Source organism: Tabrizicola sp. (genome assembly GCF_022842145.1).
GTDB lineage: Bacteria > Pseudomonadota > Alphaproteobacteria > Rhodobacterales > Rhodobacteraceae > Tabrizicola.
In genome coordinates this window covers 44,122-68,479 of record NZ_JALHQD010000008.1, presented here as the reverse complement: position 1 = coordinate 68,479, position 24,358 = coordinate 44,122, and the positions used below count along the sequence as shown (strand labels likewise).

Sequence of the window (24,358 nt, the reverse complement as noted above, 5' to 3'; positions counted from 1 at the left end):
GCCCTTAAAGCGCGGACGTCGCCTGCCAGATCTCTTCCATGTAGCTGCGGATCGTGCGGTCGGACGAGAAGAACCCGCTCCGCGCCGTGTTCATCACCGCCATGCGCCACCAACGGTCCCGGTCGAGATAGGCCGTGTCGACCTCACCCTGGGCCGCGTGGTAGGCCGCGAAATCTGCCGCCACCAGGAAGTAGTCATGGTGCCAGACCCGGTGAACCAGTCCGTGATACCGGTCCGGCTCCTCGGGCGAGAAGCGTCCTTCGGCAATCATCTGAAGGACGTCCATCAAGGGCTGGCTCGCCTCGATCGCCTTCTTGGCGTGATCGGGGTCTGCGCGGCGCTTGCCGACTTCCTCGGCAGTCAGTCCGAAGAGGAAGAAGTTCTCCTCCCCAACCTCCTGAAGAATTTCGACATTGGCCCCGTCCAGCGTCCCGATGGTCAGCGCCCCGTTCATCATGAACTTCATGTTCCCGGTGCCCGACGCTTCTTTCCCGGCGGTGGAGATCTGCTCGGACAGGTCCGAAGCCGGGATCACCCGCTCGGCCATCGTCACGTTGTAGTTCGGCGGATAGACGATCTTCAGCAGGTCACCCGTCAACGGGTCATTGTTAACAACCTCGGCCACATCATTGATCAGCCGTATGATTTCCTTCGCCACCGCATAGCCCGGCGCGGCCTTTCCGCCGAAAATCTTGACCCGGGGCACCCATCCAGCCTTCGGGTTCGCCCGGACCCGCTGCCAATGCGCGACGGTCTGGAGGATGTTCAGCAGCTGCCGCTTGTATTCATGGATGCGCTTGATCTGCACGTCGAACATCGCGTCGGGCGAGACCTGCACCCCCATCTCGCGCCCGATCCAGTTCGACAGGCGCACCTTGTTCTCGCGCTTGGCCGTCGCGAATTCCGCCCGGAACCCGGCTTCCCCTGCCAGCGGCTCCAACTGACGCAGACGGTCAAGGTCAGCCTCCCAGCCCGGGCCGATGCTGTTGGTGATCAGCGTCGAGAGGGGCCGGTTCGCCATCCGCAACCAACGACGAGGCGTCACGCCGTTGGTCTGGTTGATGATCCGCCCCGGGTGCAAGGCGTTCAGCTCGGGGAACAGGTTCTGCTTCACCAGGTCGGAATGCAGCGCCGAGACGCCGTTGACCTTGTGGCTCATGATGAACGCAAGCTCGCCCATCCGCACTTCCTGGTGCTTGACGATGCCCACGTAATGCGGCCGGTTCGGATAGGCGCGGCGATGCCAGCTGTCGATCTTCTCGACGATCTGCATGTGGCGCGGCAGCACGTTGCCGAAGGTGAAAGTCGCCCACTTTTCAAGCGCTTCCGGCAACAAGGTGTGGTTGGTATAGCCCAGACAGGCCCGCGCCACGGTCAGTGCTTCATCAAACGGCAGCCCATGCTCGTCCGACAGCAGCCGGATCAGTTCCGGCCCCGCGATCGCCGGATGCGTGTCGTTCATCTGGATCGCCACGTGCCGCGGCAATGCCCGCAGATCGGAATGGTTCGACAGGAACCGCCGCAGGATGTCCTGCAAGGCAGCCGAGGTCAGGAAGAATTCCTGCTTCAGCCGCAATTCCTTGCCCTGATAGGTGGTGTCGTCCGGGTAAAGCACCCGGCTCAACGTACGCGCCAAGGTCTCAGGCTCTGCAGCCGCGGTGTAATCGCCGCGGTTGAAGCGTTCGAGATCGAAGTTCGTCGTCCCCTTCGCCCCCCAAAGCCGCAACGTGTTGGCCCACTTGCCCTGCCAGCCCACGACCGGAGTATCAAAGGCCTCCGCCGTCACGGTTTCCTGCGGATACCAGGTGTCACGGCCGTCCCGGCTTTCGACATGACCTTTGAAGCCGATGGTATAGCGGCTTTCAGGGCGCGCGAATTCCCAGGGATGCGCCTGCGCCAGCCAGTTCTCCGGCGTCTCAATCTGCCGGCCCTGGTCGAAGTGCTGGCGGAAAAGACCGTGCTCGTAGCGGATGCCATAGCCATAGGCCGGGCAGCCCAGCGTCGCCATCGATTCCATGAAACAGGCCGCAAGCCGCCCCAACCCGCCGTTGCCCAAGGCCGCGTCCGGCTCGTCGTCGATCACCACCCGAATGTCTTGCCCGAAATGCGCCATCGCTTCGGCGGCCATGTCGTAAAGGCCCAGATTGATCGTCGCATCTTCCAGGATGCGGCCGATCAGAAACTCCATCGACAGGTAGTAGACGCGCTTGCGGTCTTCCGCCCAGGTCCGGCGGGTCGAGGCGAACCAGGGCTCGACGATCTGGTCGCGGATCGCATGGGACAGCGCCATGCGCCAGTCATGCGCGCTGGCGTGCGGCGCATCCTTGCCCACGGTAAACGTCAGGTGGCGCAGGACACTTGCCTGCAGAATGTTCGGGGTTACGCTCAGATCGGTCACGGATTTGTCCAGCAAGGTCTACTCCAGGGAAAGCCTAAGCGCCTTGAGGCGGCGGTCAAGCGGGCTTTCGGCAGCGGTCAGTCGGATCACCCCTGTTACCGCAAACAATAAGTCTCTCTAAGTGATTTAAAGCGTTTTGGAAACGTGATTCGGCGATTTTTGCGGCAGATTGGCCGAGGTGTGACAGCCTGACTGCAACCCCTTGACGCGGCGGGCGCGGTCTGGACCAATCGATGGCTGAAAGGATACTCCATGACCACACTTTCCGTTCCTGACATGTCCTGCAACCACTGCAAGGCAACGGTTGAAGCCGCGCTTGGCTCCGTGCCTGAAACCGGTTCTGTGACGGTGGATCTTTCCACCCGCAAGGTCGAAGTGACCGGCCCTGCCCTCGCGGCCGAGTTGATCAAGGCGCTGGACCAGGCGGGCTATCCGGCCACTGTCGCCTAAAGACTGGGGCCGGGCCGGATCGGGCTGCCGTCGCTGAAGCGCGACAGGCGGAACCGGCTCAGGTCGTGCCCCGCCGGTCTGCCGGTGACCAGATCCGCCACCACGCGGCCCATGCCGGGCCCGATGCCGAAGCCATGCCCGCTCATGCCCGTGGCGATGGTCAGTCCGGGGATCGGCGCATGGTCGACGATCGGCACCACATCCGGCAGGCTGTCAATCATCCCCGCCCATGCCGATTTCAGCTTCGGGCGCCCCAGCGACGGGAAGGCGCGGGCAAAACTCTCCTGCACTGCGGACAAAGTCCGCATTTTTGGCGCAGGGTTCAGGACGCGCTGCCGCTCGAAAGGACTTTCGCGGTCCAAAGCCCAGCGGCGCGGTGTGCCCCAGCCATCCGGAAAGCCTTTCGGAGCGGCGGCGCGGAAGTTGGTCGACCGAAAATCCTTTTTCAGTACGGGCAGATAGACGCCAAAGCTTTCAAACGCATCCCGTCCGATGAAGAAGTCATGCCGCGCGCCTGGGGCGATGGAATATCCCCCGTCCGCCCGACGCCGAAAGGCGAAATCATCATCCGCCGCATTGCCAGGGAATATTTCCGGCATTGGTTCGGTCGCGGCGACCGAGGCCAGCACCGAAAGCTGCGGGATGCGGATGCCAAGGCTCCCCAGGAACAGCCGCGACCAAGCCCCCGCCGCGACGACCACATGGTCGCAGGCGATCCGCCCCGCCTCCGTCACCACGCCCGCAACCTTGCCCGCCGAAAGGTCCAGCCCCCTGACAGCGCAGGCCTCGCGGATCATGACGCCCTTCTCGACAGCTGCCGTCGCCAGCGCCGGGACCGCCACCCAGGGCTCCGCCCGCGCGTCGGAGCCGGTGAAAAGCCCGCCCTTCCACGGCGATACAGCGCCTTTCAGCATTCCCAACGTCTCGTCGGCCGTCAAAAGCCGCGTGTCCAGCTGATGCGCGCGGGAATGTTCCGTCCAGGCCTCGAACCCGGCGATCTCCGCCTCGGTTTTCGCCAGATAAAGGACGCCGGTCTGCTTGAAGCCCAGACCGTCGCCCATCTGCAATGCCAACTGCTTCCAGATCGACAGGCTTTCCACCATGATCGGCAACTCGCCAGGGTCCCGCCCCTGCTGGCGCACCCAGCCCCAGTTGCGACCCGACTGTTCGGCTGCGATCCGGCCCTTCTCACAGACAACGACCGACAGGCCCTTTTCGCGCAGGAACCAGGCCGTCATCACCCCGATCACCCCGCCGCCGATCACCACCACGTCGGCCCGCGCGGGCAGAGCGGCAGAAAACCGGATCGGAGAGGCCTCCGAAATCGGAAAGCTCACTGCAGCCGCTCCAGGAGCCGCTCCATGAACCTTTGCCCGGCCTGGAACTCGCTGACCTCCAGATATTCATCCGCCTGATGCGCCTGGGCGATATCTCCCGGCCCGATCACCACCGCCGAGTACCCTGCATCCTGGAACTGCCCAGCTTCGGTGCCATAGGACACCACGCCCGTGGCATTCTCACCGGTCAGCGCCCGCGCCAAAGCCTCCGCTGGGCCATCCACCTCGGGCCGCAAGGGCGAGACATCGAAGAACTTCTCCAGCCGCACCCCCGCCTCGGGCCGCCGCGCCTTCAGCGCCGCATCCAGCCGCTGCGCCTCGGCCCGGAAGGCCCCCGCATGCGCTTCGGCGTCGTCATCCGGCACGCAGCGCATCTCCACCGCGAACCGGCAGTCCGCTGCCGTGATGTTGTCCGCAGTTCCGCCCTGGATGCGGCCGACATGCAGCGTCGTGAACGGCGGATGGAACCGGCCCCCGATCGCCCCGCGCGGCCGCGCCTGGATCGCGTCGTTGTGGTCGTTCACCCACCCGATCAGCCGCGCCGCCTCCATCACCGCCGAAACCCCCTCGGGCAGCAGCGAGGAATGCACCTCATACCCCTTCACATGCACGTTGTAGCCAGTGCCGCCCTTGTGCCCGGTGATCACCTTCATCCGCGACGGCTCGCCGATCAGCGCGATGGCCCCTTTCGGCACCACGCCCTGCATCGTCTCGATCATCGGCGGCGCACCCGTGCACCCGACCTCCTCGTCATAGGACAGCGCCAGTTGCACCGGCTTCGCCACGCCCCGACGCTGCGCCTCGACTACCGCCCAGACCGCCAGCGCGACGAAACCCTTCATGTCGCAGGTCCCGCGCCCGTAAAGCCGCCCGTCCCGTTCCACGACCGTCCAGGGGTCCGAGGTCCAGGCCTGCCCTTCCACCGGCACCACGTCCGAGTGCCCCGACAACACCACGGCTCCCTCGACCCAAGGGCCGGCATGGGCGATCAGCGCCGCCTTCTGCCGGTCCTCGTTCCAGTGCCGGAAGCACTTCACCCCCTGGCCGACCAGGTAGCCTTCCAGCCAGTCGACCAGCGCAAGATTCGAATCGCGGCTGACCGTCGGGAAATTGACCAACTGATCCAGAATCTGACGCGGCGTCAGTGCGGTCATCGTGATTTCCCTTGCCAAACCTATATCTGGTGGCCAGCCTGTCGTTCAGGCTCGCCTTAGTCAATATCTGGCAGATTGATGTGAAGATCGGTCATAATGCCGGGGGAACAGGGTAGAATCGCGCCGCAAATCGGGATTGATAGAAGTCCAAGAATCGTAAAGAGTTGACCACAAGATAGCGGTACAAAGCCGTAAGGTTGAAAATTCAGCCAATAATAACAATAACTAGACCGTCGCGGGGAGAACTGAATGGCCGAACCGGCCGCGTCCGTCCTTGATGTCAGGGACCTCAAGACCGTGTTCCGCACCCGCGGTGGTGAAATCCACGCCGTGAATGACGTGAGCTTCCATCTCAAGCCGGGTGAGCTCTTGGGCGTCGTGGGGGAAAGCGGTTCGGGCAAGTCCGTGACGATGATGTCGCTGCTGCGACTTCTGCCCTCCCCTCCGGCCGATATTCGCGGCGGCAAGGCGCTTCTGAACGGCCGCGACCTCTTGGCAATGTCGGACGAGGAACTGCGGTCCGTCCGCGGCGCCAAGGTCGGCTTCGTCTTCCAGGACCCGATGACCAGCCTCAACCCGGTCTTCACTCTGGGCAACCAGATCATGGAGCCGCTGATGAAGCACATGCGGATGTCGCGGTCCGAGGCCGAGACCCGCGCGGTCGAGCTCTTGGATCTGGTCGGCATCTCGGATGCGCGGAACCGGCTTTACCAGTATCCGCACCAGTTCTCCGGCGGAATGCGTCAGCGCGTGATGATCGCCATCGCGCTGGCCTGCGACCCTGACGTTCTCATCGCCGATGAACCCACGACCGCGCTCGACGTGACCATCCAGGCGCAGATCCTGGAACTGGTCAAGGAACTGCGCCGCAAGCTTGGCATGGCGATCATCTGGATCACCCACGACCTTGGCGTCATCGCGGGCATCGCCGACCGGGTCATGGTCATGTACGGCGGTCAGGTCGTCGAGCACGCCCCCGTGCGCGAGCTTTTCGCCAACCCGCAGCATCCCTATACCCGCGCGCTGCTGCAGACGATCCCGCGCATCACCGGCCCGCGCACCACGCGGCTGCGGGTGATCGAGGGCCAACCGCCGATCCTGACCGGCCCGCTGACGGCCTGCCCCTTCCGCGCCCGCTGCGAGCACCGCTTCGACACCTGCGATGCGGTGAACCCTTCCCGCCGCGCTATCGACGGCCAGCCCGTCGGCCAGGGCCACGACGTCGCATGCCACTGGGTCGCCCCTGCCCGGCAGGAGCCCGCCCATGCTTGACGCAGCTCCCACACCCCTGGTGCAGGTCCAGGACCTGAAGATGCACTTCCCGATCTACACCGGGCTGTTTCGGAGGCACACCGGCGACGTCAAGGCAGTGGACGGCGTGTCCTTCGACATTACTGCCGGCCAGACCCTGGGGCTGGTCGGCGAATCCGGTTGCGGCAAGTCCACTGTCGGGCGTGCCATGCTGCGGCTTTACGAACCCACCGCCGGGCGCGTGGTGATCGACGGCGACGACGTCGCCACCCTCACGGCCGAGGCGCTGCGCAAAAAGCGCCCGACCATGCAGATGGTCTTTCAGGACCCGCAGGCCAGCCTGAACCCGCGGATGACGCTGGCCGAGATCGTCAGCGAACCGCTGGAAGAACACACGAACTGGACCCGCGACCAGAAACTGGAACGCGTCTACGAACTGATGGATCAGGTCGGCCTCAACCGGCGCTTCGTGAACCGCTTCCCGCATGAATTTTCCGGCGGCCAGCGCCAGCGCATCGGCATCGCCCGCGCCTTGGCCCTGAAACCGCGCTTCATCGTCTGCGACGAACCGATCGCCGCGCTGGACGTGTCGATCCAGGCGCAGGTCGTCAACCTGCTGGAAGACCTGCAGGAAAAGCTGGGCCTGACCTACCTTTTCATCAGCCACGACCTTTCGATGGTCCGCCACCTCGCGCAGCGCGTCGCTGTCATGTACCTCGGCCGCATTGCGGAACTGTCGCCGTCCAAGGACCTTTATGCCCGCCCGCTGCATCCTTACGCCGAGGCGCTTCTCTCTGCCGTCAACGAACCCGACCCCGAGCTTGCTGCGCGTCGCAACCGCATCATCCTGAAAGGCGATGTCCCTTCGCCCGCGAACCCGCCCAAGGGCTGCAACTTCTGCACGCGCTGCCCGAAGGTCATGGACATTTGCCGCACCGTGAAGCCCGACCTGCTGGAGGTCGAGCCCGGCCGCCTGGTCGCCTGCCACCTATATACCGCCGCCGGATCAACCGGCGCATCCGAGGCCAACGAGCGTAACCAACAAGGAGAAGACCAATGAAGATGAGAGCCGCCCTTCTGGGCGCAGTGGCCGCGCTGGGGATCGCCCCCGCCGCCTTCGCCGAACGCGGGGCCGATGGTGAAGTGAAGCTCACCTTCCCGCAAGCCGTGTCCATCGTGAACCCCTACCTATCGGGCGGGACCAAGGACATCCTGGCCGCGGCGATGATCCTGGAGCCGCTGGCCGTCGTCGATCCGGATGGCGTCCTGGTCCCGCGTCTGGCCGTTGAAATCCCGACGATGGAAAATGGCGGCGTGTCGGCCGACATGACCTCGATTACCTGGAAACTGCAGCCGGGCCTGCTGTGGTCCGACGGCACCCCCGTCACCGCCGATGATGCGGTCTTCACCTGGCAGTATTGCACCCATCCGGAAGGCGGCTGCAGCCAGGCGACCAAGTACGAAGGCGTCGCCTCGGTCGAAGCGGTGGATCCGTCGACCATCAAGGTGACCTTCGCGGCGCCCAAGCCGAACCCCTACACCGCTTTTGTCAGCGGCCTGTCGCCGCTTCTGCAGAAAGCGCAGTTCGAGGCTTGCCTCGGCGCGGCTGCTCCGACTTGCACCGATGCGAACAACATGCCGATCGGCACCGGCCCCTTCATGGTCACCGGCTTCACCGTCAACGACACCGTATCGATGACCGCGAACCCGAACTACCGTGATCCGGCCAAGCCGGCCTTCGCGACCGCGGTGATCAAGGGCGGTGGCGATGCCGAAGGTTCGGCGCGCGCGGTGATGGAGACGGGCGAATTCGACTACGCCTGGAACACCCAGATCCCGCCGGATAGCCAGGCAGCAATGGCCGCCGCCGGCAAGGGCCAGTTCGTCGTCGCTTTCGGCACGCTCGTCGAGCGGATCGAGATGAACATGACCGACCCGTCGGCTGACCTGCCGGAAGGCGAACGCGCCACCGTCAAGCACCCGCACCCGATCCTGTCGGACATCAAGGTGCGCACGGCCCTGTCCAAGGCCATCGACCGCTCGATCCTAGTCGAAGTCGGCTACGGCGCCGGCGGCAAGCCGACCTGCAACATCATCCCCGGGCCGGAAGCCTGGGCGTCGGACAACCCCGCCTGTCTCACGCAGGACATGGAAGGCGCAAAGGCGCTTCTGGAAGAAGCGGGTTGGACCGACAGCGACGGTGACGGCATCCGCGACAAGGACGGCAAGAAACTGTCGATCCTGTATCAGACCACCGTCAACCCGATCCGCCAGGACTTCCAGGCGCTGATCAAGGATTGGTGGACCGAGCTGGGCGCCGAGGTCGAACTCAAGGCCATCGACCCGGGCGTCTTCTTCGGCGGTGACGCTGGCTCGCCCGACACGTTCCAGAAGTTCTACGCCGACGTCGAGATGTACGCCAACAACTCCGACAACCCTGATCCAGAGACCTATCTGGGCCAGTACCAGTGCAAGAACGCTCCCTCGCCAGAAACCCAGTGGCAGGGCGAGAACATCAACCGCTTCTGCGATCCGGCCTATGACGCTCTGCATGCCGAGCTGACCCAGACGACCGATATCGCCAAGCGGCAGGAGATCGCCAAGAAACTGAACGACATGGTGACGAAGGACTCCATGGTCGTCGTTCCGCTGGTCCACCGCGGCACGCTCTCGGCGCATTCCAACACCCTCGGTGGCGTGCAGATCAACGCCTGGGACATGGAAACCTGGAACGTCGCGGACTGGTTCCGCGTGAAGTAACCTGATCCTTGCGGGGCCGGACCGATCCGGCCCCGCAGCTTCCTTCGTACCCCCGTTCCCCAAGGCGACAGCCGCATGCTCACCTTCACGCTTCGCAGGCTTCTGCTGGCCATTCCCACTTTGCTGGTCATCAGCCTGGTGATCTTCCTGCTGGTCGATCTTGCTCCCGGCTCGCCGATGTCCGACATTCCACTGACCGTCCCGCCCGACGTTCGCCAGAAGATGATCGAGGCGCTTGGCGCCGATCAGCCGGTCTTCGTCCGCTATGTCCTCTGGCTGCGCCAGTTCTTCTGGGTGGAACCCGCCTATCTGTTCGACAGCTGGTTCGGCACCACCCTTTCGGAAGGCGAGCAGCGCATCCTCTCCTGGCAATCCCGCAGCCCCGTCTTCACCATCATCGGCCAGCGCCTGCCGCAGACCCTGACCGTGATCGGCACCGCCTATCTTGTCGGCGTCCTGATCGCACTCCCCATCGGCATCTACTCGGCCTACCGTCAGTATTCGCTTTTCGATCAAGGCGGCACGCTCTTCGCGATGATCGGCTTTTCCGTCCCGACCTTCTTCTCCGGCACGCTCTTCATCATCATCTTCGCGGTCTGGCTGGGCTGGTTCCCCACCAAGTACGATACCCAGCTCGAGGTGGTGGATTGGGACACCTTCTGGGAACAGATCCGCCAGATGGCCCTGCCCGTCATGACGCTTGGCCTCGCCAATGCCGCCGCGATCAGCCGCTACATGCGCTCGTCCATGCTTGACAACATGACGATGGACTATGTCCGCACCGCCCGCGCCAAGGGCATGACCGAACGCACCGTGGTCCTGAAACACGTCCTGCGCAATTCGCTGATCCCCGTCGTCACCGTGATCGCGCTTGGCATCCCCTCGATCTTCGGCGGCGCCATCATCACCGAGAACCTCTTCGGCGTGAACGGCATTGGCGCCGCACTCATCGGTGCGATCCACGCCTCCGACCTGCCGATGGTCCAGACGCTGGCCTTCATCTTCGCCGTGCTAATCGTTCTCTTCAACCTGATCGCCGATATCCTTTACGGCTTCCTTGACCCCCGGATCCGCTATGACTGACGCGCCAACGCCGCCCCCGACGTCGGCACCAGCATCGGCGCCGCCCAAGCCCGCCAGCGCCGCCCGCGACATCTGGCAGCAGTTCCGCACGCACAAGGGGGCCTTGTTCGGGCTGATCGTGCTGGGTTTCCTGATCATTGCGGTGATGATCGGCCCGTACATCTGGATTCCTGAAAAGCTGACGGTGGCCGAGGCGATCAAGCTGAAGAACCAGGGGCCAAGCTGGCGCTTTCCGCTGGGCACCGACCAGTTGGGCCGCGACATGCTGGCCCGGATGCTGCTCGCGGGCCGCGTCTCGCTGGCCGTGGGACTGGTGGCAATGCTGATCGCCATCGTCTTCGGCACCCTGATCGGCATCCTTGCCGGCTACTTCCGCCGCCTCGACGGACCCTTGATGCGGCTTACCGACATGTTCCTGGCGCTGCCGCTGATCCCGCTTCTTCTCGTGATGGTGATGCTGTTCCGCGACAAGATCGCGGGAATGATTGGTCCGGAACTCGGTGCCTTCCTCCTCATCGTGTTTGCCATCGGCATCACCTCCTGGATGGCCACCGCCCGCATCGTCCGGGGCGAGGTGCTGACCCTGAAGGAACGCGAATACGTGCTGGCCGCCCGCTCCATCGGCGCGCGACCGCATCGGATCATCCGCCGCCACATCCTGCCGAACGTGATTTCACCCGTCATGGTCGCCGCCACCCTTGGTGTGGCCGAGGCGATCATCACCGAATCCGTCCTGTCGTTCCTCGGCCTGGGCTTCCCGCCCGACTTCCCGACCTGGGGCCGCCTCCTCTTTGACGGGCTGCAATACATGCAGGTCTACCCGGAACGCGTGGTCTGGCCCGGCCTGGCCATCTCGCTGACGGTGCTGTCGGTGAACTACATCGGCGACGGGTTGCGCGACGCCCTCGACCCCCGCATCCGCGGCCGGTAACGCTCATCCGAACCTTCGGCGCTCCTCGCTCGCGACGAGAAGCCGAAGGCGCACGAGGAGCCGCCCCTAGTGCAGTGATTTCCGGATACGCCGGACCATCAGCCAGACGCCCAGCACCACCACCGGCACCAACCCGGCCAGAAGCACCCCGTGGCTGATGTGCAAGGCATGCGCCGCGGGCTCCAGGAAATATGCCGCTAGGTTCACGGCATAATAGCTGATCGCCACGGTCGATAGTCCCTCGACCGTGCGCTGCAGCCGCAGTTGCAGGTCCGCGCGCTCGTCCATGCTCTTCAATAGCTTCTGGTTCTGCGCCGACCGCTCGACGTCCACCCGTGTGCGCAACAGTTCCGCCGCGCGCTCCGCCCGCTCCGCCATCGCGGCCAACCGGCTTTCCGCCGATTTCACCGTCCGCATCGCCGGATCATAGCGGCGCATCATGAATTCGCCAAAGGTCTGCCGCCCCTCGATGCGCTGTTCACGCAGCACCTCGATCCGCTGGCTGACAATCGCCTCATAGGCCGCCGTCGCCCCGAAGCGGAAGGAAAACTGCACCGCCAGGCTTTCCAGTTCCGCCGAGATCGTCAGCAGGTTGTGCAGCGCCACTTCCGGCGCGGGCTCGGCATTGTCGAGACCGGAGACCAGCGCCGACAGCTTCGGGTCCAGCGCATTCAGCCGCCCCGACAGGTCGCGCGACCGCATGAGGCCCAGCATCGACATCGCCCGGTAGGTCTCGATCTCGCACAGCCGCTGCACGATCCGCCCCACTCTGCGTGGCCCAGTGCCGGGGGCCACGAAGACCGCAAACCGCATGTGCCCCGCCGGATCGATCCGGAAATCCCCCGCCACCACCGCCGCCCCATCGACGACCCGGCTGACCGCAAGGCTCTCGGGGACGAACCACTCGTCCACCCGCCGCAGACGCTCATCCTCCGAGGCCGGCATCGCCTCGATCCGGATCAGGACCGATGTCAGCCGCTTGCCGGGCGCCTCGGCCATCCAGTCCTCGGGCAACACTTCTGCCTCGGCCGGATCGAAAGGCCGCGCCGATAGCCCCTTGGTGAAGGCCGTGTAAGTGACAAACTCGGTGTGGCTCTCCCACTTCACCTCGGCCCGCCCGATCGGCCCCTGGAAATGCGTCGCCCCCGGTTGCGGATGCGCGCTGGCGTGGCGGTCGAGCAGTGACAGAAGATGCGTCAGGTCCTTGCCCCGGTCCCGGTTCTGCGCCTGTAACGGCTCCTTGATTGCCACATAGACCGCGGTCGAAGGCACCTCCAGCGACGGAAACGGCCGGGCATGCAGCTCGTTCACGGTGGCATAGCGCAGCGGGTGGTCAGGGATCGGCATCATTGTCCTCGAACGGCTTCAAGGCCGAGAGGTAGGGCGCGGACTGAGAAGGTTCCAGAAGAATACCGGAATACAAGGGTATGCTGCACAGGTGTTGCCCAATCGCCGATCTTCAAGGCGCGCTCCGCCCCGCAAAGCGGCGATTTCGCAATCCCGCCGTGCTGGACCCGGAAATGTCTTAAGGCATCCCTAACGTCCGCGACCAAGTCCTTGATACTCAATGGCATCCAGACTTTGTCCACCGTGGACACATACCGGCAAAGTAGGGTGGGCGATACCGCCCACCCTACCTTTCAGTTCCCGCGCAGGATCCGCCGCCAGGTCCGCCGTTCGTGCCGGTCGACCCGGTTGCTGATCTCGTAGCCCTGGTCGTCGAACTGATCTTCCAGCGTGTCAGCCCGGTCCTCGGCCAGATCCAGCCGCCCTCGGTCCACCGCCTCATCCCGGACATTCTCCGCCCGGTCGATCCGGTCCTCGACCGCATCCACCCGCTCGCCCTTCGCCATGACCGGCGAGGCCAGCATCACCACCGCGGCCACAGCCACGGCCCGTCCCATGAGTCCCTGCATCGCGAACTCCTTTCCTTGGTTGCGATGCAGTCCTCACGGCCCCCCGGACCCATTCCGTCGCCCCCGAATCGAAAAGGCCGCCACAAGGCGGCCTTTCCATACCTTCAGATGGCGTCAGTTCACTCGATCATCGGCAACAGGCTGTCGAGCGACTTCTTCGCGTCGCCATAGAACATCCGGGTGTTCTCCTTGTAGAAGAGCGGGTTCTCGATCCCCGAATACCCCGTCCCCTGCCCACGCTTCGAGACAAACACCTGCTTGGCCTTCCAGCACTCCAGCACCGGCATCCCCGCGATGGGGCTGTTGGGGTCTTCCTGCGCGGCCGGGTTCACGATGTCGTTCGACCCGATGACGATGGCAACATCGGTTTCCGGGAAGTCCTCGTTGATCTCGTCCATTTCCAGCACGATGTCGTAGGGCACCTTCGCCTCGGCCAGCAGCACGTTCATGTGCCCCGGAAGACGACCCGCAACAGGGTGGATCGCGAAGCGGACGTTCTTGCCCTTGGCGCGCAGCTTCCGGGTCAGCTCGGACACCGATTGCTGCGCCTGCGCCACCGCCATCCCGTAGCCCGGAATGATGATGATCGAATCCGCATCGTTCAGCGCCGCCGCGACACCCTCGGCATCGATGGCGATCTGCTCGCCCGTCACTTCCATCGCCGGCCCCGTGGTGCCGCCGAAGCCGCCCAGGATGACGCTGATGAACGACCGGTTCATCGCCTTGCACATGATGTAGCTCAGGATCGCACCCGAGGAGCCAACCAGCGCACCGACGACGATCAGAAGGTCATTGGACAGCGAGAAGCCGATCGCCGCCGCAGCCCAGCCGGAATAGCTGTTCAGCATCGAGACCACGACCGGCATGTCCGCCCCGCCGATCCCCATGATTAGGTGGTACCCGATGAAGAGCGCCGCCAAGGTCATCCCGATCAGCGCCAGCGAGCTTCCGGACTGCAGGTACATGACCAGCAGCACCAGCGAGATGATCGCCGCCGTGGCGTTCAGCACATGCCCGCCCGGCAGCTTCTTCGCCTTGCCATCCACTTTCCCGGCCAGCTTGCCATAAGCAATGACCGAGCCGGTGAAGGTCACCGCGCCAATGAAGATGCCAAGGAAGGTCTCGACCCGCAGGATGGTGATCTCGACCCCGGTCTTGTGCGCGATGGTTGCCGCAAAGCCGGTCAGGGCAGCCCGCGCCGCCTCGTCCATTGCGGCCACCCGCACCATCTCGATATGCGTGTTGAAGCCGATGAAGACCGCCGCAAGACCGACAAGCGAGTGCATCGCGGCCACAAGCTGCGGCATCTCGGTCATCTGGACGCGCTGTGCGACGATCCAGCCGATGGCTCCGCCGCCCGCGATCAGCGCCAGCGACAGCCACCAAAGGCCGAAGCCGGGTCCGTAGATGGTCGCGGCCACGGCAAGGGCCATGCCGACGATCCCGTACCAGACCGCGCGCTTGGCGCTTTCCTGGCCCGAAAGCCCCCCCAGAGAGAGGATGAACAGAACTGCCGCAACAACGTAGGCAGCCGTGGTGAATCCATATGCCATGTCTGCCCCCTTACGACTTCTGGAACATGGCAAGCATGCGCCGAGTGACCATGAAGCCACCGAAAATGTTGATCCCGGCCATGAAGACCGACAGCGCCGCGAGGATGATCACCAGGAACGACCCCGACCCGATCTGCATCAGCGCGCCAAGGATGATGATCGACGAAATCGCGTTCGTCACCGCCATCAGCGGCGTGTGCAGAGAGTGCGAGACGTTCCAGATCACCTGGAAGCCGACGAAGACCGCCAGCACGAAGACGATGAAGTGGCTCATGAAACTTGCGGGAGCGTACAGCCCCGCCAGCAGCATCAACCCGCCACCAATGGCCAGAAGTCCGACCTGATTGCGCGTCTGCGCCTTGAAGGCCGCCACTTCCTGCGCGCGCCGCTCCACCGGTGTCAGTTCGACCGCCTTCGGTTTCGGCTTCGCCGCCGCGATGGCTGCAATCTTCGGCGGAGGTGGCGGATAGGTCACCGCCCCCATATGCGCCGCCGTCGCTCCACGGATGACATCGTCTTCCATGTTGTGCGCGATAACCCCATCCTTCTTCGGCGTAAGGTCGGTCAGCATGTGGCGGATGTTGGTCGAATACAGCGTCGAGGCCTGCGCGGCCATCCGGCTGGGGAAGTCGGTGTAGCCGACGATGGTCACGCCATTGTCGCTGACGATCTTCTGGTCCGGCACCGTCAGGTCGCAGTTGCCGCCGCGTTCCGCCGCGAGGTCGACGATGACCGACCCCGGCTTCATCATCTTGACCATATCCTCGGTCCACAGCTTCGGAGCCGGGCGCCCGGGGATCAGGGCGGTGGTGATGACGATGTCCATCTCCGGAGCAAGCTCGCGGAATTTCTTCAGCTGTGCCTCGCGGAATTCGGGCGAAGAGGGTGCTGCGTAGCCGCCCGTCGCCGCTCCGTCGGTCTGCTGTTCGGCAAAGTCGAGGAAGACGAAGTTCGCCCCCATCGATTCAATCTGCTCGGCGACCTCGGGGCGCACGTCGAAGGCGTGGACGATGGCACCCAGCGACGTGGCCGTGCCGACCGCCGCCAGACCCGCGACGCCCGCACCCACCACCAGCACCTTTGCCGGGGGCACCTTGCCCGCCGCCGTCACCTGCCCGGTGAAGAAGCGACCGAAGTTGTTCCCGGCCTCCATTACCGCCCGATACCCGGCGATGTTCGCCATCGACGACAGCGCGTCCATCTTCTGCGCACGGCTGATCCGCGGCACCATGTCCATCGCGACGATGGTGAGGTTCTTCTTCGCGGCGGCTTCCAAAAGCTCGGCATTCTGCGCCGGCCAGAAGAAGCTGATCAGCGTCTGGCCGTTCTGCAGCTTAGCCAGTTCGGCCGCATCCGGTCCGCGCACCTTGACGATCACGTCCGCCGCCGCGACCACCGAGGCCGCATCGGCCAGCACCTCGACCCCGGCCGCCGCATAAGCCGCGTCCGAGAACCCGGCCTTCGCGCCCGCACCGGACTGGATCACCGAAGAATGCCCCAGCTTCGCCAGTTGCGTGGCCGAATCCGGCGTCATCGCAACCCGGTTTTCACCCGGAAAAACCTCTGTCAAAGCGCCTATCTTCACTCGCGTCCCCCGATCTTGCCTGCGCGGTCATAAACTGACCCGACGCACATAGCATTGCGCAACATTATTTCAAACCCCACTTTTCGGCCCGGCCACCACGTCACCTTCTCCCGAGCCAACGCCTTGTGCGGGCAGCCCACAGGTCGAACTCCGGCCCGAACGCCTCGGTCAGGCGCGCCTCCTCATCGCGGATGAAACGGACCTGGATCAGCGAGATGAAGCTGGCGACCAGCGGCAGGCCCAGTGCCACATCCAGCCACAGGATCGCCCCCAACAGGATTACTGCATCGGCCAGGTAGATCGGGTTCCGTGACCAGGCAAAAACCCCGCCCGTCACCAGGGCCGAGGGGTTCCGCCGCGGGATCACCGTCGTCCGCGCCTGCATCATCTGCAGCGCCGCCGCCGCCATCACCAGCACTCCAAGCCCGACAAGCCCGGGCCCCAGCACCGCGCCCCAGGCCCCGAATACCGGCGGCGAGACGAGCGACATCACCCAGGCCGCGCCGATGTGCAGGGCAAGCCAGGTGGGAGGAATGTCGATTTCGCGCAGGATCCGAGGCACGGGCGGGCTCCTTTTCCCTTGGGTCTAGACGCTGGGTCAGGCTGCCGCAAGGGCAGCTGTCGCCCTTTGCGCCTCAAGCGCCGCTTTCGGCACAGGGCCTGGCGCCAATAGTTCAAGCTTGAAATTTCTCGCTCTCGCCCCCATAACCGGACAAACCCGGAAGGACCCGTTCATGCCCATCGACTTTGCCGCCACCAAGGCCCTGTTCCACTTGCCCGAGGGCATCATCTACCTGGATGGGAACTCGCTTGGCCCGATGGTGAAGTCCGCACCCGCACGCATCGACCGCGCCATGAAGGACGAGTGGGCCGAACTTCTGATCCGCGGCTGGAACAAGGCCGGCTGGATGGCGCAACCCGCGGTCATAGGCGACCGGATCGGCAAGCTGATCGGCGCCGCGCCCGGCACCGTCGTCCTGGGCGACACGCTGTCGATCAAGGTCTACCAGGCCCTTGCCTCGGCGCTGGAGATGAACCCCAAGCGCCGCGTGATCCTGTCGGACACCGGCAACTTTCCCTCGGACCTTTACATGGCCGAAGGTCTTTGCCGCACCTTGGGCGGTCAGTATCGTCTGAAGACCGTGGCACCTGAAGAGGTGATGGCCGCGATCGACGACACCATCGCCGTGACCCTGATCACCGAGGTCGACTACCGCACCGGGCGCCGTCACCACATGGCCGACATCACGCGCCGCGCACATGAGATGGGGGCGCTCACGATCTGGGACCTTGCCCACAGCGCCGGCGCGATTCCGGTCGACCTGGCCGCGGCAAAGGCCGATTTCGCGGTCGGCTGCACTTACAAGTACCTGAATTCCGGCCCCGGCGGCCCAGCCTTCATCTACGTGGCCCCACGCCACGCCGACACGGCGCGTCCGGCCCTTTCAGGCTGGCTCGGCCATGAATCTCCCTTCGCGTTCGACCTGTCCTACCGCCCCGGCGCCGGGATCGAGCGGATGCGCGTCGGCACGCCGCCGGTGTTGCAAATTGCCGCGCTCGACGCCGCCCTCGACGTCTGGGATGGCGTCGACCTCGCCGAGGTGCACGCCCAGTCCCTGCGCCTGCAGGACCAGTTCATCAAAGGCGTCGAATTGCGCGCGCCAATGCTGCAACTTGCCACGCCCCGGTCGCACCAGATGCGCGGCAGCCAGGTCTCGTTCCGGCACCCCGAAGGCTATGCCATCATGCAGGCCCTGATCGCCGAAGGCGTGATCGGTGATTTTCGTGCCCCCGACATCCTTCGTTTCGGCTTCACGCCTCTCTATATAGACGAGGACGATGTTGCGCGGGCCGTCAGCGTGCTGGCGAAGATCATGGAGTATGGCAGCTGGGACAAGCCCGAGTTCAAGCAGCGCGCCCGGGTCACCTGACCGACTGGAGGATCGATGCCGCGCCTTTCGCTTCCGCTGCTGGCCTTGCTGGCAGGCACCGCTCAGGCCGAGCCGATCTCGCTGCAAAGGGGGGTCAACACCACCCTCTGGCTGGAATGGCCCAGCATCGGCGACATGCTGACCGATCCTCGGCACCTGGAAAGCTATCCGGACGTCCGCCGTGACGTGACCCCGGCGATGTATGAAAGTCTGCTCGCGCAGGGCTTCGACTTCGTCCGCATGCCGATCGATCCCGGCCCGCTGGTGGCACTTGGCCCTGGCGAGCGGCAGGACAGGTTGATCGATGGCATCCGCATCGCGACCGAGACCGCGCTTGATGCGGGCCTCAAGGTCGTGGTCGATCTGCACCCCATCCCGCGCGGTGAGGACATTGGCGGCGTCGAAAGCATCATCGGCGACCATTGGCCCGACTACGTGACCCTTGTCGGCCGCATCGCCGAAGGCCTGAGCGACCTTCCCGCCGATACCGTCGCGCTGGAACTGCTGAACGAGCCCCCCTTCGATTGCGACGCGGTCTATGGCGACACCCCCGCCCGCTGGCCCGCCATGCAGTCCGAGGCTCATGCCGCCGCGCGGGCGGCTGCGCCCGACATGACGATCGTCCTGACCGGCGCCTGCTGGAGCCAAGCCAACGCGCTGGCTTCGCTGGACCCGGCCATGATCCCCGACGACAATGTGCTCTGGACCTTCCACAGCTACGAGCCCTTCCTCTTCACCCACCAGGGTGCCGGCTGGACCGGACCGCCCGCGAAATACATCTGGGACCTGCCCTACCCGCCTTCGGACGTCACCGACGAGATCGCAGCCCGGGTTGCGGCCGACGCCATCGCCCGGATGGAGGCCGCGGAAGGCCAGGCTGACCGCGAGATGATCGAGAAGGCGATTGCGGATTACCGCGCGATTTCAGCCGAAGCCACCGCCTACGACGTGAACCGCGCTGCCGAATGGGCCGACCAGCACGGCATCCCGCGGTCACAGCTGTTCTTCGGCGAGTTTGGCGCACTCCATACCGATGGCGACCGCCGCCTGCCGCAGGAATGGTTCCATGCCTTCCTGTCCGAAAAGCGCAGCGTGGCCGAAGAAGCCGGGATTCCTTGGGCCGTGCTCACCTATGTCGGCGGCATGGGTATCGCCCCCGCGGACGATCCCCTGCGCCGACTTGCCCCCGAAACCTGCGCCGCCTTGGGTCTGCCATGCGGCAACTGACGCTTCCGCCCTTGTGCCGCCCCTCGGGTTGGGTCGCCCAATGGCGGCGCATGGGCAATCTGTCGATCCTGAACCGGAAGGCCCGTCTCTCCCGCTGAAAACCCCTTTCACATCGGAGACACGCCATGACCACCTACCCCTTCAACCCCGCCGAAGACGGCGCGCAAATGGCCTTCGACGGCCGCATGTCCTATGGTGACTACCTCCACATCGACCGCATCCTTGGGGCACAGACGCCCCTCTCGGACGCGCATGACGAGATGCTGTTCATCATCCAGCACCAGACCTCCGAGCTTTGGATGCGTCTTGCGCTGCACGAACTGGACGGCGCCCGCCGGATGATCGCCGCCGACCGCGCGCAGGAAGCCTTCAAGATGCTCGCCCGCGTATCGCGGATCTTCGAACAGCTGAACTCGGCTTGGGACGTGCTGCGCACGATGACCCCGTCCGACTACACCACCTTCCGCGAGGCTCTGGGCCAATCCTCCGGCTTCCAGTCCTGGCAATATCGGCTGGTCGAATACGCCGTGGGAAACCGCAACCTCGCGATGCTGAAGCCCCACGCCCACCGCGCGGACATCATGTCCAGGCTGGAGGCCGAACTCGCCCGGCCCACACTTTATGACGAGGCCCTGCGTCACCTCGCCCGCCAAGGCCTTCCGGTTCCGCAGGATGTCCTGACCCGCGACCTGCGCCAAACCTGGACGCTTCACCCCGGCGTTCAGGCGGTGTGGGAGACGGTCTACCGCGACCCGACCGCGCATTGGCAGGCCTATGAGCTGGCCGAGAAGCTGGTGGATTTCGAGGACTACTTCCGTCGCTGGCGCTTCAACCACCTGACGACCGTCGCCCGGGTCATCGGCATCAAACGCGGCACCGGAGGCACGTCCGGCGTTTCCTATCTGCGCCGGATGCTGGACGTCGAACTCTTTCCGGAACTCTGGGCCTTGCGCACCACGCTCTGACCACAGGCCCGCGCGCCGAAACCTGCGGCACGCGGGCAACTATGCCTTGGAAATCAGCAGTTTTCACAGGTCCGTGATCCGATTCAAAACCCTGCGTGGTTTGACCTGCAAGGGACGCTCGGTTAGCGTGCGGGGGAACGGACCTGCGACATTGTGCCGATGGGTCGAAAAGGTGTGGATCTTTTTATGCTGCAGACTTCCCGTCGTTTTCTGCGTCTGACGCCGGCGCTTCTGGCCGTCGCGCTTCTTGCCGCCTGCGTCGATCCTGCCGCGGGACCGACCGCTTCGACCCAAGGCATGCCGAAGCCGGGCGAGAACGTCTATGTCGCTTCGATGGACTCCGGCATCGCGATCCCCGCCCTGCCGGTCGAAAAGATCCCCGAAACCCACCGCCGTCAGGTCGTCGCCTACGAGACGGACCAACCCGCCGGCACGATCATCATCAATCCGAAGACGCGGCTGCTGTACTACGTCGTGGGCAAGAACAAGGCGATCCGCTACGGCATCGCGGTCGGTCGCGCCGGGTTTGAATGGTCGGGCGAGGCCATCGTCTCCGAGAAGAAGCCCTGGCCGACCTGGACCCCGCCGAAGGAAATGATCGCCCGCGACCCCAAGCTTGCCAAATGGGAAAATGGCCAGCCCGGTGGTCCGACCAACCCCCTGGGTGCCCGCGCGATCTATCTGACCTCGGGCGGCAAGGATTACGGCTACCGCATCCACGGGACGCCGGAATGGCAGTCGATCGGCCGCAACGCCTCGTCCGGCTGCATCCGGATGATCAACCAGGACGTGATGGACCTCTATGGCCGCCTCAAGGGGGGCGAGAAGGTCATCGTGCTGACCGCCTCCGGCGAGATGCCTAAGGGTCTCTACATCCCGAAGCCACCTGCCCCGAAAGTTGCAGCCAAGCCGAAAGAAGCCGCTGCGGTCGTGGTGCCTGCGGGTGCCGTCCCGGCCTTGAAGGTGCTGCCAACGCCGTCGATTGCGGTCGGCACGCCAGTCGTCGCGCCAGCCGTGGCTCAGGCAACTCCGGCTCCGGCGGCCACGACCACCACCGCACCGGCCGCAACGGATTCGGCCGCAACCGCACCGGCCTGCAAGGTTCCCCTGGTCAACGGCGTCTGCCCGCCCGGGAACTGATCCGACGTCGAAATGCAAAAGGGGGCGCCCAGCGGCACCCCCTTCGTCATTTCCGGGCCGTCACTTCAGCCAGCGGTCGTAATCGCTGACCAGAAGGTGCCAAGGTGCTTCGTCCTCGTCGATGTCGGCGAAGCGGCCGATGGGCTCGCGGAAGACGTTGTCCGTCACGTCGTCGTTCACGGTCGAGACTTCGCCGATCAGCACATCCCCGCCCTCACCCCAGAAGGCGTGCCAGTCGCCCGGCATGAGCGTCACGCTTTCACCGGGTGCAAGCTTCAGCTTGGTCCCCGGCCCGTAGGGGGTGTCGATCCCGTCGCAGCGCACCATCCCGCCCTTGTCCGAAGCGAAGTTGCCTTTGTCGTCGCTGCCGTAAAGCTCGATCACCAGGGTGGCACCGCCGCGGTTGATGATGTCCTCGGCCTTGATGACATGGGTGTGCATCGGCGAAAGCTGGTCCTGACGCGAAATCAGCAGCTTCTCGGCATAGCACATGCCGCCCCCCCGCTGCAGGTCGGCCAGCCGCCCGTTGCGCAGGGTGAAGAGGAACAGGCCCATCTCGTCGTACCTGCCCTGACCATAGTCGGTGATATCCCAGCCACAGCGCGCCTCGATGATGGCACTCACGTCCTTCCGGGCCTTGAACTCGGCCGGCGACCAGTTGGCAAAGGGCGGCAGCACAAAGCCATAGTGCCGGATCATCTCATCCGCCGCGCGCATGATCTCGTTGATGCGTGACCGTTTCATTCTGTCTCCTCCCGGGTTGCGGGCACTATAGGGATTACGGAAGCCGCCTCAACGGGCTTCGGCTACCGTTTCCCGAAGATCGAACCAAGGATGCCCCGCACCAGCGCCTGGCCGGACCTGGTGCCCAACTGCCGCGCAAAGCTTTTGGCGAAAGCGGTGCCAATCGAATCCGACCGGCCGGACGTGCTGGTCCGCTTCCGCTTGTCCGCACCGTAGCCGTCCGCATCATACCGCCGCGCGCGTTCGAACTCGCGCTTTTCTTCGACCTGCCGTTCTTCCAGATCGGCTGCCTCACGCGCGGCCGTCTCGGCCCGCGCACGCAGCTTCTCGAACGCGCTGTCCCTGTCCAGTACCTGCTCATACTTCCCCTTGACCGGAGAGCCCGCCATGACCGCCGCCCGCGTCGCCTCGTCCAGCGGCCCCAACTGGCTGGACGGTGGCCGCACCAGCGTCCGCTCGGCGATCCCCGGAATGCCCTTCGCCTCCAGAAGCGAAGTCACCGCCTCGCCGGTGCCGACATCGCGGATCGCCTCGTCGATCTTGAAGCGCGGGTTTGGCCGATAGGTCTCGGACGCCTTGGCCAGGTCCTTCTGGTCCTTCGCCGTAAAGGCCCGCAGCGCGTGCTGCACCCGGTTGCCCAGCTGCCCCAGGATATCGTCCGGCACGTCCGCCGGGTTTTGGGTGATGAAATAGACCCCCACCCCCTTCGACCGGATCAGCCGCGCCACCTGTTCCACCTTCGACACCAGCGCCTTCGGGGCGTCGTCGAACAGCAGGTGCGCCTCGTCGAAGAAGAAGACGAGCTTCGGCTTGTCGGGGTCGCCCACCTCGGGCAGCATCTCGAAGAGCTCGGACAAAAGCCACAAGAGGAACGTCGCATAAAGCCTGGGCGAGTTCATCAGCTTGTCCGCCGCCAGGATGCTGATCCGCCCCGCACCCGATGCGTCCACCGTCATCAGGTCCGCAAGGTCCAGCGCCGGCTCCCCAAACAGGTTGCCACCGCCCTGGTTCTCCAGCACCAGAAGCCGCCGCTGGATCGCGCCCACGGATTCCTTCGACACCAACCCATAGCGCGCCGAAATCGCTTCGGCATTCTCGGCCACGAAGGTCAGAAGCGCCTGCAGATCCTTCAGATCCAGCAGCGGCAGTTCTTCTTCGTCCGACAACCGGAACGCCACGTTCAGCACGCCCTCCTGCGGCTCCGACAGCTCCAGCAGCCGCGACAGCAGCAAGGGACCCATCTCCGCCACCGTCGCCCGCACCGGATGGCCCTTCTCGCCGAAAAGGTCCCAGAAGATCACCGGAAAGGCGCGGTACTGCAACTCAAGGCCGATCTGGGCCGAGCGTTTGGTGAAGGCTTCGTGCAGCTTGTGATCGGACGAGCCCGACGCCGCGATCCCCGCAAGGTCGCCCTTCACGTCGGCCATGAAAACCGGAACCCCGGCGGCTGAAAAGCCTTCTGCCAGGATCTGCAGCGTCACCGTCTTGCCGGTGCCCGTCGCGCCCGCAATCAGCCCGTGCCGGTTGCCGTACTTCAGCAAAAGCCGTTGCGGCACCGCATAGCCTTCGCCGCCGCCACCCACGAAAATGCTGTCCGCTGCAATCGTCTGTTCCGTCACGTCTGACCCCTAACAACCTCTGGTTGAAACTCGCCCGCGCCACCATCCGTGACACCGACGGGTCCAACCATACATCGTTAACTTCATTCTGCCAGATTCATCTGGCCAGACCCGGCACTTGGTCGGGGCTGGCGGTGACTTCCTCCCTGTCGACTGGCCGCGCCCTTGAAAAGGCGCGGTTTTTTTCTAGCTTGTTCCGCAAAAGAACCCGTTGACGGCTTGCGGTTTCCACCGTAGCGTCCGTTCCCATGAAGTCGGCCAGTCCGACAGGGAGCAAAAAACAACATCCGAAAAGGGCCGGTCTTCCGGCCCTT

Annotated in this window: 20 protein-coding genes; 10 read left to right on the top strand and 10 right to left on the bottom strand. The window is 64.7% G+C overall.

The features are described 5' to 3' along the window. Positions 1–4: 4 nt before the first annotated feature. Positions 5–2,398, bottom strand: coding sequence for a glycogen/starch/alpha-glucan phosphorylase (locus Q0C42_RS17200; protein WP_295078747.1), 2,394 nt, complete (start codon positions 2,396–2,398; stop codon positions 5–7). A 252-nt stretch (positions 2,399–2,650) separates the two neighbouring features. On the opposite strand from Q0C42_RS17200, the gene Q0C42_RS17195 reads away from it, so the two are divergent. Then, on the top strand, positions 2,651–2,848 hold the full coding sequence (locus Q0C42_RS17195; protein WP_295078744.1) for a heavy-metal-associated domain-containing protein: 198 nt from the start codon (positions 2,651–2,653) through the stop codon (positions 2,846–2,848). Here the strand turns inward: Q0C42_RS17195 and Q0C42_RS17190 are convergent. Both Q0C42_RS17190 and argE read right to left on the bottom strand, forming a co-directional pair. Then, a complete protein-coding gene (locus tag Q0C42_RS17190) occupies positions 2,845–4,185 on the bottom strand; it encodes an FAD-binding oxidoreductase (protein ID WP_295078741.1) in 1,341 nt (446 codons plus the stop codon). The genes Q0C42_RS17195 and Q0C42_RS17190 overlap by 4 nt on opposite strands. Next, positions 4,182–5,339 (bottom strand): acetylornithine deacetylase, encoded by a 1,158-nt coding sequence (argE, locus tag Q0C42_RS17185; RefSeq protein WP_295078738.1) that lies wholly within the window; start codon positions 5,337–5,339, stop codon positions 4,182–4,184. The genes Q0C42_RS17190 and argE overlap by 4 nt, the downstream gene beginning before the upstream one ends. 249 nt (positions 5,340–5,588) lie before the next feature. Here argE and Q0C42_RS17180 point away from each other — a divergent pair, with 249 nt between their 5' ends. The 5 genes from Q0C42_RS17180 (at position 5,589) to Q0C42_RS17160 (ending at position 11,364) form a co-directional block, all read left to right on the top strand. Beyond that, positions 5,589–6,611, top strand: a complete 1,023-nt coding sequence (locus Q0C42_RS17180; protein ID WP_295078735.1) for an ABC transporter ATP-binding protein — start codon at positions 5,589–5,591, stop codon at positions 6,609–6,611. Then, on the top strand, positions 6,604–7,650 hold the full coding sequence (locus Q0C42_RS17175; RefSeq protein ID WP_295078731.1) for an ABC transporter ATP-binding protein: 1,047 nt from the start codon (positions 6,604–6,606) through the stop codon (positions 7,648–7,650). Before Q0C42_RS17180 ends, Q0C42_RS17175 begins: the two co-directional genes overlap by 8 nt. Continuing rightward, positions 7,647–9,350, top strand: coding sequence for a peptide ABC transporter substrate-binding protein (locus Q0C42_RS17170; RefSeq protein WP_295078728.1), 1,704 nt, complete (start codon positions 7,647–7,649; stop codon positions 9,348–9,350). Before Q0C42_RS17175 ends, Q0C42_RS17170 begins: the two co-directional genes overlap by 4 nt. Before the next feature lie 75 nt (positions 9,351–9,425). Further along, on the top strand, positions 9,426–10,433 hold the full coding sequence (locus tag Q0C42_RS17165) for an ABC transporter permease (RefSeq protein ID WP_295078724.1): 1,008 nt from the start codon (positions 9,426–9,428) through the stop codon (positions 10,431–10,433). After that, on the top strand, positions 10,426–11,364 hold the full coding sequence (locus Q0C42_RS17160; protein ID WP_295078721.1) for an ABC transporter permease: 939 nt from the start codon (positions 10,426–10,428) through the stop codon (positions 11,362–11,364). Before Q0C42_RS17165 ends, Q0C42_RS17160 begins: the two co-directional genes overlap by 8 nt. A gap of 66 nt (positions 11,365–11,430) precedes the next feature. Here Q0C42_RS17160 and Q0C42_RS17155 read toward each other — a convergent pair whose 3' ends face one another. From Q0C42_RS17155 to Q0C42_RS17135, 5 genes are all read right to left on the bottom strand, one after another. Then, entirely contained in the window at positions 11,431–12,714 is a 1,284-nt protein-coding gene (locus Q0C42_RS17155; protein ID WP_295078718.1) for a DUF3422 family protein, read from the bottom strand. A gap of 290 nt (positions 12,715–13,004) precedes the next feature. Beyond that, positions 13,005–13,280 carry a hypothetical protein gene (locus Q0C42_RS17150; RefSeq protein WP_295078716.1) on the bottom strand — a complete coding sequence of 92 codons (276 nt, stop codon included), beginning with the start codon at positions 13,278–13,280 and terminating at the stop codon, positions 13,005–13,007. A 119-nt stretch (positions 13,281–13,399) separates the two neighbouring features. Continuing rightward, entirely contained in the window at positions 13,400–14,833 is a 1,434-nt protein-coding gene (locus tag Q0C42_RS17145; RefSeq protein WP_295078714.1) for an NAD(P)(+) transhydrogenase (Re/Si-specific) subunit beta, read from the bottom strand. Between the two features lie 10 nt (positions 14,834–14,843). Continuing rightward, on the bottom strand, positions 14,844–16,418 hold the full coding sequence (locus Q0C42_RS17140; protein WP_295078710.1) for a Re/Si-specific NAD(P)(+) transhydrogenase subunit alpha: 1,575 nt from the start codon (positions 16,416–16,418) through the stop codon (positions 14,844–14,846). A gap of 100 nt (positions 16,419–16,518) precedes the next feature. Then, entirely contained in the window at positions 16,519–16,980 is a 462-nt protein-coding gene (locus tag Q0C42_RS17135; RefSeq protein ID WP_295078708.1) for an isoprenylcysteine carboxylmethyltransferase family protein, read from the bottom strand. A gap of 172 nt (positions 16,981–17,152) precedes the next feature. Here Q0C42_RS17135 and kynU point away from each other — a divergent pair, with 172 nt between their 5' ends. From kynU to Q0C42_RS17115, 4 genes are all read left to right on the top strand, one after another. Further along, on the top strand, positions 17,153–18,349 hold the full coding sequence (kynU, locus tag Q0C42_RS17130; protein WP_295078705.1) for a kynureninase: 1,197 nt from the start codon (positions 17,153–17,155) through the stop codon (positions 18,347–18,349). A gap of 15 nt (positions 18,350–18,364) precedes the next feature. Then, on the top strand, positions 18,365–19,576 hold the full coding sequence (locus Q0C42_RS17125) for a cellulase family glycosylhydrolase (RefSeq protein ID WP_295078702.1): 1,212 nt from the start codon (positions 18,365–18,367) through the stop codon (positions 19,574–19,576). A 125-nt stretch (positions 19,577–19,701) separates the two neighbouring features. Continuing rightward, positions 19,702–20,541 carry a tryptophan 2,3-dioxygenase gene (gene kynA, locus Q0C42_RS17120; RefSeq protein ID WP_295078699.1) on the top strand — a complete coding sequence of 280 codons (840 nt, stop codon included), beginning with the start codon at positions 19,702–19,704 and terminating at the stop codon, positions 20,539–20,541. Between the two features lie 186 nt (positions 20,542–20,727). After that, positions 20,728–21,681, top strand: a complete 954-nt coding sequence (locus Q0C42_RS17115; protein ID WP_295078696.1) for a L,D-transpeptidase — start codon at positions 20,728–20,730, stop codon at positions 21,679–21,681. 60 nt (positions 21,682–21,741) lie between these two features. On the opposite strand, the gene Q0C42_RS17110 is transcribed toward Q0C42_RS17115, so the two are convergent. Both Q0C42_RS17110 and Q0C42_RS17105 read right to left on the bottom strand, forming a co-directional pair. Continuing rightward, positions 21,742–22,425: a D-lyxose/D-mannose family sugar isomerase gene (locus Q0C42_RS17110; RefSeq protein ID WP_295078693.1), complete on the bottom strand. Its 684-nt coding sequence runs from the start codon at positions 22,423–22,425 to the stop codon at positions 21,742–21,744. Positions 22,426–22,487: 62 nt separating this feature from the next. Continuing rightward, positions 22,488–24,044 (bottom strand): helicase HerA-like domain-containing protein, encoded by a 1,557-nt coding sequence (locus Q0C42_RS17105; protein ID WP_295078690.1) that lies wholly within the window; start codon positions 24,042–24,044, stop codon positions 22,488–22,490. Positions 24,045–24,358 lie beyond the last annotated feature (314 nt).

Coding starts and splice junctions, on each gene's coding strand:
- Q0C42_RS17170 (WP_295078728.1), top strand. CDS start 7,647: ATGAAGATGAGAGCCGCCCTTCTGGGCGCAGTGGCCGCGCTGGGGATC.
- Q0C42_RS17195 (WP_295078744.1), top strand. CDS start 2,651: ATGACCACACTTTCCGTTCCTGACATGTCCTGCAACCACTGCAAGGCA.
- Q0C42_RS17145 (WP_295078714.1), bottom strand. CDS start 14,833: ATGGCATATGGATTCACCACGGCTGCCTACGTTGTTGCGGCAGTTCTG.
- Q0C42_RS17180 (WP_295078735.1), top strand. CDS start 5,589: ATGGCCGAACCGGCCGCGTCCGTCCTTGATGTCAGGGACCTCAAGACC.
- Q0C42_RS17160 (WP_295078721.1), top strand. CDS start 10,426: ATGACTGACGCGCCAACGCCGCCCCCGACGTCGGCACCAGCATCGGCG.
- Q0C42_RS17125 (WP_295078702.1), top strand. CDS start 18,365: ATGCCGCGCCTTTCGCTTCCGCTGCTGGCCTTGCTGGCAGGCACCGCT.
- Q0C42_RS17150 (WP_295078716.1), bottom strand. CDS start 13,280: ATGCAGGGACTCATGGGACGGGCCGTGGCTGTGGCCGCGGTGGTGATG.
- kynU (WP_295078705.1), top strand. CDS start 17,153: ATGCCCATCGACTTTGCCGCCACCAAGGCCCTGTTCCACTTGCCCGAG.
- Q0C42_RS17110 (WP_295078693.1), bottom strand. CDS start 22,425: ATGAAACGGTCACGCATCAACGAGATCATGCGCGCGGCGGATGAGATG.
- kynA (WP_295078699.1), top strand. CDS start 19,702: ATGACCACCTACCCCTTCAACCCCGCCGAAGACGGCGCGCAAATGGCC.
- Q0C42_RS17115 (WP_295078696.1), top strand. CDS start 20,728: ATGCTGCAGACTTCCCGTCGTTTTCTGCGTCTGACGCCGGCGCTTCTG.
- Q0C42_RS17155 (WP_295078718.1), bottom strand. CDS start 12,714: ATGATGCCGATCCCTGACCACCCGCTGCGCTATGCCACCGTGAACGAG.
- Q0C42_RS17165 (WP_295078724.1), top strand. CDS start 9,426: ATGCTCACCTTCACGCTTCGCAGGCTTCTGCTGGCCATTCCCACTTTG.
- Q0C42_RS17175 (WP_295078731.1), top strand. CDS start 6,604: ATGCTTGACGCAGCTCCCACACCCCTGGTGCAGGTCCAGGACCTGAAG.
- argE (WP_295078738.1), bottom strand. CDS start 5,339: ATGACCGCACTGACGCCGCGTCAGATTCTGGATCAGTTGGTCAATTTC.